The following is a 12,484-nucleotide window of genomic DNA, read 5'->3' as shown; positions in this document are numbered from 1 at the left end:
GGTTATGAAGTTTTATAGTACAAACAATTCCGACCACCAAGTCAATCTTGCCGATGCGGTGATCAAAGGCCTGGCCCCAGATCAGGGGCTTTACATACCTATGGAAATCCCTGTTTTACCTAAGGAGCTTTTGGATAAATTTCCAGAAATGAGTTTTCAGGAGATAGGGTATGAAGTAATTGGAGCTTTGTTTTCGACTGCCTTAAGCCAAGAGCAGATCAAAAAGTTAGTAGATCATACACTGACTTTCGATGCGCCTTTGGTGAAGGTGGAGGAAGGTGTCTATAGCTTAGAGCTTTTTCATGGCCCTACGCTGGCATTTAAGGATTTTGGAGCGCGATTCTGTTCCAAATTGATGAGTATGCTGATAGCTAAGTCCGATCAGAAAGTAAGGGTGCTTGTCGCTACTTCAGGTGATACGGGAAGCGCAGTAGCCAATGGGTTTTTGGGAGTGGACGGAGTAGAGGTGATCATTCTTTTTCCAAAGGGAAAAGTAAGCGAACTCCAGGAGAAGCAGTTTACTACTTTGGGACAAAATATTACTGCACTGGAAGTAGATGGCGTTTTTGACGATTGTCAAAAGTTGGTGAAGGACGCATTTTTGGATGCTGAATTAAACGAAAAACTGTTGCTGACTTCGGCCAATTCTATCAATGTGGCTAGGTGGATACCGCAATGCTTGTATTATTTCTACGCTTTTTCCAGACTTCCCATAAATGGTAAAAAAGTAGCTTTCGCAGTTCCTTCGGGAAATTTCGGGAATATAGCTGCTGGTATTTTAGCACAAAGAATGGGTTTGCCTATAGACCAATTTGTGGCAGCAACGAATATGAACAAGGTAGTTCCCGACTTCTTAAATGGGGCCGATTTTCTGAAAATGTCCTCCATTGCAACGATTAGCAATAGCATGGATGTGGGGAATCCGAGCAATTTCCCCCGTTTATTGGCTTTGTATGGAGATGATGCCAACGTATTGAAAGATAATGTGAAGGGTTATTTCTACTCCGATGAGGAGACAATTGAAGCAATGCAGGCTGTCAAAAAAATGGGTTACACGCTCGATCCTCACGGTGCGGTCGGATACAAAGGCCTGAAGGATTTTATGACTGCCAATGCTGGTTTCCAAGGCGTATTTTTGGAAACTGCACATCCAGGTAAATTCCGGGAAACTGTAGAGAAGGCACTGGATTTAAAGTTGACTTTGCCAGAACGACTTGCAGCGTTTATGGACGGAGAGAAAAAAGTGGAAGCTATGGGGAATGACTTTGAGGAGTTTAAGGGGTATTTGATGGAGCTTTGAAAGAAATTAAATTGTATGTAATTGTAATTCAGAGGTTGTGCCCATAAGGTTTTAGTATCCCTATCTCTGAAAGTTTCCTGCTCAATAAATCAAATTCTGTGCTATTGAATTGGCCTACGAAATACTGGGTAAGTTCTTTTTTAGAATTGACCATAAAACAGATCCTTTGAAAGGATCTATGGTATTCTTCTATTTCTCTAAAGGTTAATTGGCTTTTTTCTGATTTAATCTTTCGCAAATTGTTTGATATGAGATATGTTATTTCAATTTCATGCTCTGAAACAAAAATTTGTTGTATGGCGATTTTGCTTACAAATAAGGCTCTTGTCAAAGCAATTAAGAAAAGAGGCAAAATAAAATAAACAGAATAAATTGGTAGTTTTTTTTCTACGAATAGAATAGATGATGCAGCCAAAATAGAAAGGAAAAAGTATTTATCTTGACTAATAGCCATTATAGTTCTTATGAGGAAGGGATTTGGTTGTTTTTCAAAAATAATCATGGAGCTTAATTACTTTTTCTACTTTATAATGTACTTCATCTGATTTCCTTTACCTCTTGCCAAGATCATATTGGACTCAACCGCTTTTTTCAAGTCTCTACTTGCTGTGGCAGAAGAAATAGATTTGAATACGTCCATGTAGTCTTTCCGGGTGAATTCGTTTTTATTCAAGGAAATGAAATGTGAAATCCTTTGATCTGAAGTCAGGACTTGTCCATTTATGTTCAGTAAGTTCCCAAGAGAACTGTCAATAATATTCAGCATGTATTCGACGAACAATGTTGACTTTCCTGCTTTATCGCTTCCCGCTAGGGCTTGATAGTACTCATCTTGAGTTTGGCTGATAAGTGTTTCAAAGGGTAGATATTCGAATACCGCGTACCTTTCTTTTAGAATTAGCGTTTGCCACAACCTTCCCATTCTGCCATTTCCATCCACAAATGGATGAATAAATTCCATTTCGTAGTGAAAGACACAGCTTTTGATTAATGGAATCTCTTCATCATTTTTCAAGTATTGGAAAAGATCCTTCATTAGTCCAGGTACAATTTGAGCAGAAGGAGCTAAATGGGCCACCTGCGACCCTTTTACCACTCCAACTCCTCCAGTCCGATATTTCCCAGGCTGATCAATCAATCCCTTCATAAGGGTTGCGTGTGCGGAGAGAAATGATTTCTCAGAAGTCAGCTTATAGCTATTTAAATTCTCATAAACTTCTATGGCATTCACTACCTCAGCAATATATTTCTGCGGCCCTATGATACGTTTATTTTCAATTAATGCAGTTATTTGATCTTCAGAAAGTGTATTTCCTTCTATCTGAAGAGAGGAGTGTATTGTCCGTATCTTATTTTGTTTTCGAAGCTGAGGTGATTGCTTGTCTAAAAAAAGTGTATTTGCCTCACCTATTTTTTCAGAAATAGAACTTACCAATTGAAGAATTTTTGGCGTGATATCGTAAGGAGGTCTGTTTGATAGTATCATTTGATACTATCAAAGATATTGTTATTTATTTTACCATGGATAATTTGTGATGGAATACTAGACTTTTGATTACCCGACTATTTCTTCCTTTCAATCGTGTAGCTCACAAGTCCCTCCAAGGATGTTTTGTAGGCTGATTCTGGGAAAGTTTTTAGGATATTGAGTGCTTCCATATAAAACCTGTCCATGATGGTTTTAGCATATTCGAGCCCTCCACTTTTCTTTACAAAGCTGATCACTTGATTTACCGCCTTCTTATCCTCACTTCGATTTCTGATCAGGTGAATAATTTTCTTTTTTTCCAGCCAGTCTGCTTTTTGCAAAGCAAAAATGAGAGGAAGAGTCATCTTCTTCTCTTTGATGTCAATTCCAACAGGCTTGCCGATTTCATCCTCTCCGTAGTCAAAAAGATCGTCTTTGATCTGGAATGCCATGCCTACTTTTTCTCCAAATTCCCGCATTTTGGCTATAGTCTCTTCATTACTTTCGGTGCTTGATGCTCCTACAGCACAACAAGAAGCCATAAGGCTGGCGGTCTTTTGCCGGATGATATCATAGTAAACTTCCTCAGTGATATCGAGTTTTCTTGCCTTGGCGATTTGAAGAAGTTCGCCTTCAGACATCTCTTTTACCGCATTCGAGACAATTTTTAACAGTTTAAAGTCGCCATTATCGACACTTAATAGCAAGCCTCGGGAGAGTAGGTAATCTCCAACTAAGACGGCGATTTTATTTTTCCAAAGCGCATTTATTGAGAAAAATCCACGTCTATAATTTGCATCATCGACTACATCATCATGTACTAAGGTAGCCGTGTGAAGCAACTCTATAAGGGCAGCTCCTCGATGGGTAGAATCATTAATACCTCCACAAACACCGGCACTCAAAAAAACAAACATAGGGCGCATCTGCTTGCCTTTGCGCTTGACAATATAATTTGTAATGTGGTCGAGTAGCTTAACCTTACTTTTCATAGAGTCCCGAAATTTCAGTTCAAACTGAGCCATTTCGTTCTCTATTGGTACTTGTATTTGCTTAAGGTCTAATTTCATCCGGTCTTTGATGCCGTAAAAATAATACCCTTTCGGTCATGGACAAGGGTTTGAGTGTCTAGGTATAGCAATCAATGGAAAATGATGTGGATTTTAAGAAAATGAAGTATTTTGTATTAAAAATTCCGCATCATTACCTTAGAGACATATGAAAAATATTAAGATTGAAATCAAATGGGCATTGATCTTTGTAGTCATGATGCTTGCTTGGATGGTTATGGAAAAGTCGCTAGGCTGGCACGATGAGAAAATAGCAGACCATGCTACAATGACCAATCTGGTGGCAATTCCTTCAGTTGCGATTTATGTTTTTGCTTTGCTGGACAAAAGAAAGAATTTCTATCACGGAGTGATGAGTTATTACCAGGGCTTCATGGCCGGTTTGCTGATTACTCTCATTGTAGCAATGCTCAGCCCGATTTCTCAATATATAACTAGCATTTTTATTACGCCTGATTATTTTTCGAATGTTACTAATTATGCAGTGAGCACAGGAGAAATGACCCAAGAGAAAGCAGAATCCTACTTCAGTCTAACTAGTTATATGATGATGTCTGTTGTTGGAGCTTTGATTATGGGGATTGGTACATCAGCTGTTGTGGCTGTTATTGTAAAGTCGAAGTCGAAACCTTCTGCTCTTTCTTCCCATTGATCATTCGCAGGAGAAAGGGCTTTTTCACTATCTTTGACTATATTTTCAATAACAACCAGCCACTTGGAGGAGAAATACATCAAGCATAAATACGAGCCGATTCACCCCAGCAAAGACGAATGGCCCGTAGTGAAGCTGGCAAGAGAGCGTAAGGAGTTTGTAAAGAAGGTTGCGGATCTGTCCGAAGAGCGAATTCTTAATCTGACGGGCAATAATCCGGATATTCTTAAGGAAGAGTTAGAGACAACGCTATATAGGGAAAAGCTCCGAATCAAGCAGAATCCATGGGTCGTAGATCCTGATGATGACGGGTCTTTTTGGAGTGGAGTAAAGTCTTCCTTGGTGCAAATTAGTACTGAAACTGCAAGAAGTAAAATCAAAAGTTTTCAGGCTTATAAGGCAGTTTTGAATAGTATTACAGCACGTTATGCGGAAGAAATAGCCAGTAATTTCAAGACAACGCATTACAAATTCACTCGCTCAGTAGTTACTTACGGCTTTTCAAGGTTGTTGAATGCTGCCCGTGTAAAGGGGTTTAAGTCAATCTTCAGTACCCAATACACTCTTCAGGATAAGATCCAGATTACAGGAGAAACAGACCAGTTACGGGATTTGGCTACCAAAGGAACGGTGGTAATGGTTCCTACTCACTTCAGTAACCTAGATAGTATTTTAATAGGTTGGGTAATATCAGTATTGGGCTTGCCTCCATTTATTTACGGTGCAGGATTGAATCTCTTCAATATCTCTATTTTCGCATACTTCATGAATTCACTTGGTGCCTATAAAGTGGATAGAAGAAAGAAAAATCTAATGTATCTGGAGACGTTGAAAACTTATTCCAAGGAAGCTATCCAGTTCGGGTGCCACTCATTGTTTTTTCCAGGAGGTACCCGATCCCGAAGCGGGATGATTGAATCAAAGCTCAAGCTTGGACTTTTAAGTACTGCGATAGAAGCACAGCGCGCAAATTTTGAGAATGGACTGAATACTATTTCAGGGAAGATTTTTATTGTGCCGGTTACGATCAATTATCACTTCGTGCTGGAAGCTCCAAGTTTGATCCGTGATCATCTCAGTATCACAGGCCAAGAACGATATTACAAGGAAAATGATGAGTTTTCGAATTCTTACAAAATCTCTAAATTCCTCATCAAGTTTTTTACTAAGGGGTCTGATATCTCCGTTTCCGTGGGGAAAGCCATGGATGTGCTAGGGAACTATGTCGATGTGGATGGTAGAAGCCTGGACAAGCATGGTAGAATAATTAACACTCGGGATTATTTTATTTCCGACGGAAAAGTCTCAGTGGATAATCAGCGGGAGGAAGAGTATACCAATATGCTCGGAAAGCGAATCGTGGAGGAATTCCATAAAATCAACCGCGTATTTAATTCTCATTTAGTGGCTTTTGTGGCTTTTGAAATGATCAAAAAGCAAAACAGAAAGCTGGATTTGTTTGATTTGCTTAGACTTCCCGAGGAAGATATTTCCATTCCATACGAAGATTTCAAGGCGAGTTGTCAGCTCGTTTTGGGCAAAATCAACGAACTGAAAGCACAGGGGCTTATCAATACCGCGCCGCATCTTTCCCGTGACCTAGATGAAATTATTAAGTGGGGAATGGAGAACGTAGGAATGTACCATTCCAAACGACCAATTATTCAAGATAAAAATGGGGATATAGGCACGGATGATATGAGCCTACTTTATTTTTATCATAACAGATTAACAGGATATGGACTCGAAAAACTCTACTAAACCAAAGTACATTGGCGTAATCGGAGTGGGAAGCTTTGGAGCCGTAATAGCGAATATTCTGGCTGCCAAAAACCCAGTGATGGTCTATGCGCGAAAGCAGGAAGTAGTGGATGAAATCAATGCCACTCATACTGCCCAAGGGAAAGTGCTGAGTGACAATGTAATTGCTTCAAATGACCCGGAGCAATTATGCAAAAGCTGTGATGTGCTATTTTTCATGGTTCCCTCTGTTGGATTCCAGAATGTGGTGAGAACTTTCTCTCCTTTTCTTTTCCCGTATCATTTGATTATTCATGGGACAAAAGGTCTTTGTCTAAATCTTAAACCAGGAGAAACGCTAGAGACTGTCAAGAGAATCAAACGAAGCCAAATCTTGACTATGAGCGAAGTGATCCTTCAGGAAACTGTCGCTGTACGAGTGGGATGCCTAGCTGGCCCTAACCTTTCTAAAGAGCTTTCCCAAGGCCAACCCGCAGCTACAGTGATTGCTAGTAAATACAATGAGGTGATCTTGGAAGGACAGAGTCTGCTGAGGTCTGAAAAATTTCAGGTTTATGGAAACTCGGATATTATCGGAGTGGAGATCAGCGGAGTGTTGAAAAACATCATTGCGATTGCCTCTGGAGCATTGGCTGGATTAGGTTTGGGTGAAAATGCAAAAGGATTGCTGATCAGCCGAGGAATGGTGGAAATGATTCACTTGGGAAATGCTCTGGGAGGGAGTATCAAATCTGTAATGGGGTTAGCCGGTATTGGTGATCTGGTTACTACCTGCAACTCGGTTCATTCCAGGAATTTCACGGTAGGCTACAGGCTGGCCAAAGGCGATTCTCTGGAGACTATACTTGGAGATATGGATGAAGTGGCAGAAGGCATCAATACAGTAAGAATCATTAAGGCATTTTTGGAAACAGCAGATCTCCGGGCTCCGATCACTGAGAATCTTTACCGGGTTCTTTTTGAAGATTTGGAAATCGAAGAGGCACTCCAGTTCTTGATGAAATATCCATTTAATGTGGATGTAGACTTTGTGTAAACAGGCAAGATGATGATGTGTGATGTTTTATTTCAGATTTTCATTTGATATCTTAAAGTGATGGAAATTAGATTTTTGACAAAAGAGGAAAGTAATGCATCAAGGAAGAAAGAGTTTTTAGCCCTTTCTGGTGCTGAGCGTTTTATGGCATTTTTAGCGCTGAGCCGAAGGATAAATCGGTTGTTTCCTTCAAAGTCCTCTTTGAGAGAACGTACGAAAGACAATTTCATTCTTGAAAGAAAAAAATGAACAAATCTGGCAAGAAAAAATGGAGGGTTTCAAGTAGCTCTGGCTAACGATTTATTGGATATGGATCAGTTAAAAAGAAAAAAGCTCTCCGAGCTTGCAGAGAGCTTTGTGCTTATTTTATCATTAGGAGACTATCTAATCGGAATAAGTTTCACCATCAAACCAGTACCTTGAGTGATAGCATAGATATAACCATCCGGACTTTGAGATACCTGGCGTACCCGACCAATATCCTGAAGCATTATTTCCTGTTCACCAGCGGAAGATCCGTCCATATCCACTCTATTGATATGCATTTTGGCTAGGGCTCCAATCAGGATATCACCTTTCCAAGCAGGGTATTTATCTGAAGATACCATAGTCATTCCAGCCGTAGCAATAGATGGAACATAATATGTTAAAGGCTGCACCATTCCTTCTTTTTCCTGAATATCCGAGATTGGCGTATCATCATAGTCAATTCCCCAAGTAATTACCGGCCAGCCGTAATTATTTCCTTTTTCAATCAAATTTAACTCATCACCACCTTGTGGACCATGCTCGGTTGCATACAATTTGTTGTTCTCCTTGTCGAAATACATTCCTTGAGGATTTCTGTTTCCATAAGTCCAAATAGAAGCAACAGCTCCTTCAGTATCTACAAACGGATTGTCAGTAGGGATCTTTCCGTCGTCATGAATACGGTGAATTTTGCCGTGAGAATTGGTTAGATCTTGTGCATTGCTAGGCGTGTCTCCACGCTCTCCGCTGGAATAATAAAGATATCCGTCGTTGTCAAAAACGATTCGGCTTCCCAAGTGTCGACCACCTTTCCAAGCTGGCAGTGATTGAATAATTTCTTCTTGGTTGGTCGCCGTATTGCCTTCTAATTTAAACCTCATGATCGTGGTAGAAGAAGTGCTGTCAGGCATTGGTTTACCATAGGAAATATATATCCAGCCATTTTCATCAAAATTTGGATGAGCTGTTATATCCAAAAGTCCCGATTGGTTTACTGTCCAAACTTCTGGAAGTCCCTGGATTTTTTCGCCGGTGTATTTGTCGTCTTTGAATATAAGTATTTCGCCCTCTTTTTCAGTGACTAGCATCCTACCATCAGGAAGCCAGGTCATGCCCCAGGGATTGTCAAATTCAGTATAAAGTGTGTCCACATTGATCAACATCGCTTCAGTTTGCACAGCATAAGTTTCATCGATTGGCTCGACTGCAACTTCCTCTTTTTTGGGTGAACATGATGTCCAAAAAGAGATGGCTGTAACCATTAGGGCTATAGGTAGGTGGGGTTTGATATTTTTCATAGTCAGTTAATTAATCACACAAGATAAAAGGCATCTTTCGTATACTGAACTATTTTTACACGAAGTGATTAAGAAATAGTCTTTTCCGCTAAGGAGGACAAGAAGGATTCCGCCTCTTTTACCATATCTGAAGAACCTATCAGAAGTGGAGTTCTTTGATGAAGCGTGGTAGGCTGGATCTCCAAAATCCGTTGAGTTCCATCCGTCGCCATTGCACCTGCTTGTTCGGCTATAAGTGCCAAAGCATTTGCTTCATACAGCAAGCGTAACTTTCCAGAGGGATTCTTTTTGGTGGCTGGGTATATGTAAATACCGCCTTTCAGCAGGTTTCTGTGAAAGTCTGCGACTAATGAGCCAATATATCTTGCAGAATATCTTCTTTCCTTACATTTTTCTATGTAAGTCTTAAAACCCTCTTCCCAATCATTCTGAGTTCCTTCATTTACAGAGTAAATCTCTCCACTTTTTGGAGCTTGAATATTGGGGTGAGAAAGGAAAAATTCGCCCAAAGACTGTTCGTATGTGAAACCATTCACTCCGCATCCTGTAGTATAGACTAGCATAGTGGACGATCCATAGAGTACATAGCCGGCTGCAACCTGCTCGGTACCTGCCTGCATAATATCTTCTTTTTGAATTGGACTGCCAGCGGGAGTTTTTCTTCGGTAAATTGAGAAGATTGTCCCGATACTGATATTTACATCGATATTGGAGCTTCCATCTAGCGGATCTATAGCCACTACATATTTGCCAGAGCTATTTTGCAAATCAATAACAGAATCCTCTTCTTCGGAAACAATGGCACAGACTTCGCCACCTTTACTCAAGGCACGCATAAATCTGATATTTGCGATTACATCTAGTTTCTGTTGCTCTTCACCTTGTACATTGACTTGGCCAAAAGCTCCTCCAATATTCGATAATCCGGCTCGAGTAGTTTCGCGATTTACTATCTTGGAAGCTAGTGCGATATCACGCAAAAGTTGGGAAAGTTCGCCTGAAGCAAAAGTGAAATCACTTTGCTTAAGTTTGATAAAACGATCGAGCGTGGTGCCGACTGAGTAAGCTAAGCCACTTTGATCTGGCTGATAAGGTAGAATTTTCATATGTTGGAATAGTTCAATTGGTGGTTAAATTCTCTTGAAAAATAAGCAAATATTTTAATGACAAAAACTCAAATCCACAAATTTGGAGGTGCATCAGTGAAAGATGCGCTTGCAGTTCAAAACTTAGCTATTATTCTCCGTAATCGATTGCGAAATAATTTTGTGATTGTGGTTTCGGCCATGGGGAAAACAACCAATCATCTGGAAAGTATTCTGTCACTAAAGTTAGAAGACCTGGAATATTCTAGGAATAGTGCAATTTTAAAGAGTTTTCATTTGGATATTTGCAAGACCTTGTTTCCAGTGGGGCATGTGATTTTTGCTAAAATCGAGAATTATTTTATCCAGCTCCATCATGAACTGAACAAACCTATTTCCAAGGAAAATTATGATGAGTATTATGATCGGATTATCGGATTCGGGGAATTGCTTTCATCTCGAATTGTCATGGAGTATTTATGCTTACAAAATTTACTAGTGCTGTGGCAAGATGCCCGGGAGCTGATATGTACAGACAGTGATTTCCGCTTTGCCAAAATAAATTGGGATACAACACGCAGAAATTGTCAATCTCAACTGAAGCCAAAGCTGGTGCAATTTCCTGTGTTGACGCAGGGCTTTATTGGGGCAGATGCTGCAGGTAAGCCTACTACGTTGGGACGAGAAGGGTCAGATTTTACTGCTGCGATTTTGGCTGCCAGTCTGGATGCAGGATCAGTGACTATCTGGAAAGATGTGCCCGGAGTATTGAATGCAGATCCAAAGATTTTTAGCGACACCACTCTTTTTACGGAGCTGGATTATCAACAAGCTGCGCAAATGACTTTCTATGGCGCGTCTGTTATTCATCCGAAGACGATCAAGCCATTGGCAAATGCCGGGATTCCGCTTTTTGTCAAGTCTTTTCTCAATCCTGATGAACCAGGGACGAGGATCTACTCACAAGCCAAGGCCGATTCGGTGCCTACTTTTATTTTGAAAAAGGACCAGATCTTGGTGAGCTTCAAAGTGACAGACTTTACCTTTATTGAGGAGAAGCACATTCACCAAGTATATGAACAATTGCAAAGGCTAAAGCTAAGGGTGAATATGCTACAGACTTCAGCGATTACCATTTCTATCGTGATCGATTCCCAATTGTTCAAGCTGGAGCAGTTGCTTTCTGAACTTAAGGGAGATTTCGAGATTAGGTATAATGAAGGGCTAGAGTTACTCACAGTCCTTCACCCGGATAATGATTCTATGCCAAAGCTGCTGGACGGCTATGAGGTTTTATTGGAGCAAAGCACACGAAATACAGTTCAGATCGTCCGAAGGATAAAATAGTCTTTATGGAAGTCATTTGTAAAACAGCGAGGGTATTTGGTCAAAAATCAATATTTTCAGGATATCCAAACTCAATAACCTAAACCTTATCTATGAAAACCAGAAGAATATTTTTACAAAAGGCCAGCTTATCAGCTATGGCATTGACCATTCCCGCATTTAACCCGCTATCTGCAATGACAAATTCAATGAACACATCGGCAAAAGATGTCAAAACACTTCGCGTTGCCATTATGGGATTAGGAAGCTATGGTACTCGGGTAGCAGAAGCTATTCAGGATTGTGAACGTGTAGAACTTGTGGGAGTGATTAGTGGAACACCATCCAAGGTGGTGACTTGGCGTGAGAAATATGGAATTCCAGAGAAAAATTGCTATAACTATGAAAACTTCGATGCGATAAAGGATAATCCAGATATTGATGCGGTCTATGTGATCACCCCAAATGGCTTGCACAAAGATCAGGTAATTCGTGTAGCAAAAGCTGGAAAGCATGCAATTTGTGAAAAGCCTATGGCTGTAAGTGCAGAAGATGGACAAGCTATGGTAGATGCATGTAAAGCTGCTGGAGTTCAGTTGCTGATTGGATACCGTATGCACTTCGAGCCGAATACCTTGGAAGTGATCCGAATGCGAAAAGCAGGCGAATTGGGAGAAATTCGATTCTTCCAGGGCTTGTGTGGTTTTGTGATCGGTGACCCAAATCAATGGCGCTTAGACCCGGTACTTTCAGGAGGAGGGGCGATGATGGATATCGGGATTTATGCGATTAATGGCGCTCGTTATATGATCGGCGAAGAGCCGATTTGGGTGACAGCCCAAGAAGTAAAAACCAATCCCGAGAAATTTAAAGAAGGGATAGACGAGACCATCACGTTCCAACTTGGTTTTCCAAATGGAGTGATTGCTTCATGTCTATCAACTTATAGTATGAATAATTTGGATCGTTTTTATCTCAATGGCAGTAAAGGCTGGGTAGAAATGCAGCCTTCTACCGGATATGGGCCTATCAAAGGAGAAACTCATAAAGGGCCGCTTACAGAGCCGATTGTTACTCATCAGACAGTGCAGATGGATGAGATGGCCGCGATAATTTTTGATGGAAAAGAACCAGAAGTGCCAGTGGATGGGGAAGAAGGCGTGAAGGATATGAAAATTATCGATGCAATTTTTAAAGCTGTAGAGACTGGTGAAAAAGTTCAGTTGAATCTCAGCTAAG

12 protein-coding genes are annotated in these 12,484 nt (G+C 40.5%); 7 read left to right on the top strand and 5 right to left on the bottom strand.

Going from position 1 to position 12,484, the window contains the following annotated elements:
* The first annotated feature begins 4 nt into the window (after positions 1-4).
* The gene (gene thrC / locus SYJ56_RS10480; protein WP_323834072.1) at positions 5-1,300 is read left to right on the top strand and encodes a threonine synthase; all 1,296 of its coding nucleotides are present in this window, start codon (positions 5-7) and stop codon (positions 1,298-1,300) included.
* Between the two features lie 28 nt (positions 1,301-1,328).
* On the opposite strand, the gene SYJ56_RS10475 is transcribed toward thrC, so the two are convergent.
* The 3 genes from SYJ56_RS10475 to SYJ56_RS10465 form a co-directional block, all read right to left on the bottom strand.
* Positions 1,329-1,802 (bottom strand): hypothetical protein, encoded by a 474-nt coding sequence (locus SYJ56_RS10475; RefSeq protein ID WP_323834042.1) that lies wholly within the window; start codon positions 1,800-1,802, stop codon positions 1,329-1,331.
* Between the two features lie 18 nt (positions 1,803-1,820).
* Positions 1,821-2,786, bottom strand: coding sequence for a Fic family protein (locus SYJ56_RS10470; protein ID WP_323834041.1), 966 nt, complete (start codon positions 2,784-2,786; stop codon positions 1,821-1,823).
* 77 nt (positions 2,787-2,863) lie between these two features.
* Positions 2,864-3,838, bottom strand: a complete 975-nt coding sequence (locus SYJ56_RS10465; protein WP_323834040.1) for a polyprenyl synthetase family protein — start codon at positions 3,836-3,838, stop codon at positions 2,864-2,866.
* Positions 3,839-3,986: 148 nt separating this feature from the next.
* On the opposite strand from SYJ56_RS10465, the gene SYJ56_RS10460 reads away from it, so the two are divergent.
* The 4 genes from SYJ56_RS10460 (at position 3,987) to SYJ56_RS10445 (ending at position 7,536) form a co-directional block, all read left to right on the top strand.
* Positions 3,987-4,490, top strand: coding sequence for a DUF4199 domain-containing protein (locus SYJ56_RS10460; protein WP_323834039.1), 504 nt, complete (start codon positions 3,987-3,989; stop codon positions 4,488-4,490).
* Between the two features lie 63 nt (positions 4,491-4,553).
* Positions 4,554-6,251, top strand: a complete 1,698-nt coding sequence (locus tag SYJ56_RS10455) for a 1-acyl-sn-glycerol-3-phosphate acyltransferase (protein WP_323834038.1) — start codon at positions 4,554-4,556, stop codon at positions 6,249-6,251.
* On the top strand, positions 6,229-7,287 hold the full coding sequence (locus tag SYJ56_RS10450; RefSeq protein ID WP_323834037.1) for an NAD(P)H-dependent glycerol-3-phosphate dehydrogenase: 1,059 nt from the start codon (positions 6,229-6,231) through the stop codon (positions 7,285-7,287). The genes SYJ56_RS10455 and SYJ56_RS10450 overlap by 23 nt, the downstream gene beginning before the upstream one ends.
* 60 nt (positions 7,288-7,347) lie before the next feature.
* Positions 7,348-7,536, top strand: coding sequence for a hypothetical protein (locus tag SYJ56_RS10445; RefSeq protein ID WP_323834036.1), 189 nt, complete (start codon positions 7,348-7,350; stop codon positions 7,534-7,536).
* Between the two features lie 131 nt (positions 7,537-7,667).
* Here SYJ56_RS10445 and SYJ56_RS10440 read toward each other — a convergent pair whose 3' ends face one another.
* Positions 7,668-8,834, bottom strand: coding sequence for a PQQ-dependent sugar dehydrogenase (locus SYJ56_RS10440; RefSeq protein WP_323834035.1), 1,167 nt, complete (start codon positions 8,832-8,834; stop codon positions 7,668-7,670).
* A gap of 68 nt (positions 8,835-8,902) precedes the next feature.
* Positions 8,903-9,940, bottom strand: a complete 1,038-nt coding sequence (gene fbp / locus SYJ56_RS10435) for a class 1 fructose-bisphosphatase (RefSeq protein ID WP_323834034.1) — start codon at positions 9,938-9,940, stop codon at positions 8,903-8,905.
* A gap of 57 nt (positions 9,941-9,997) precedes the next feature.
* On the opposite strand from fbp, the gene SYJ56_RS10430 reads away from it, so the two are divergent.
* Both SYJ56_RS10430 and SYJ56_RS10425 read left to right on the top strand, forming a co-directional pair.
* A complete protein-coding gene (locus SYJ56_RS10430; protein WP_323834033.1) occupies positions 9,998-11,266 on the top strand; it encodes an aspartate kinase in 1,269 nt (422 codons plus the stop codon).
* A gap of 92 nt (positions 11,267-11,358) precedes the next feature.
* Complete coding sequence (locus tag SYJ56_RS10425) at positions 11,359-12,483, top strand: Gfo/Idh/MocA family protein (RefSeq protein ID WP_323834032.1); 1,125 nt, start codon at positions 11,359-11,361, stop codon at positions 12,481-12,483.
* Position 12,484 lies beyond the last annotated feature (1 nt).

This window comes from Algoriphagus aurantiacus (assembly GCF_035156405.1).
Classification (GTDB): domain Bacteria; phylum Bacteroidota; class Bacteroidia; order Cytophagales; family Cyclobacteriaceae; genus Algoriphagus; species Algoriphagus aurantiacus.
Note: the sequence above shows the minus strand (reverse complement) of the source record. Positions and strands in the feature narration are given on the sequence as shown.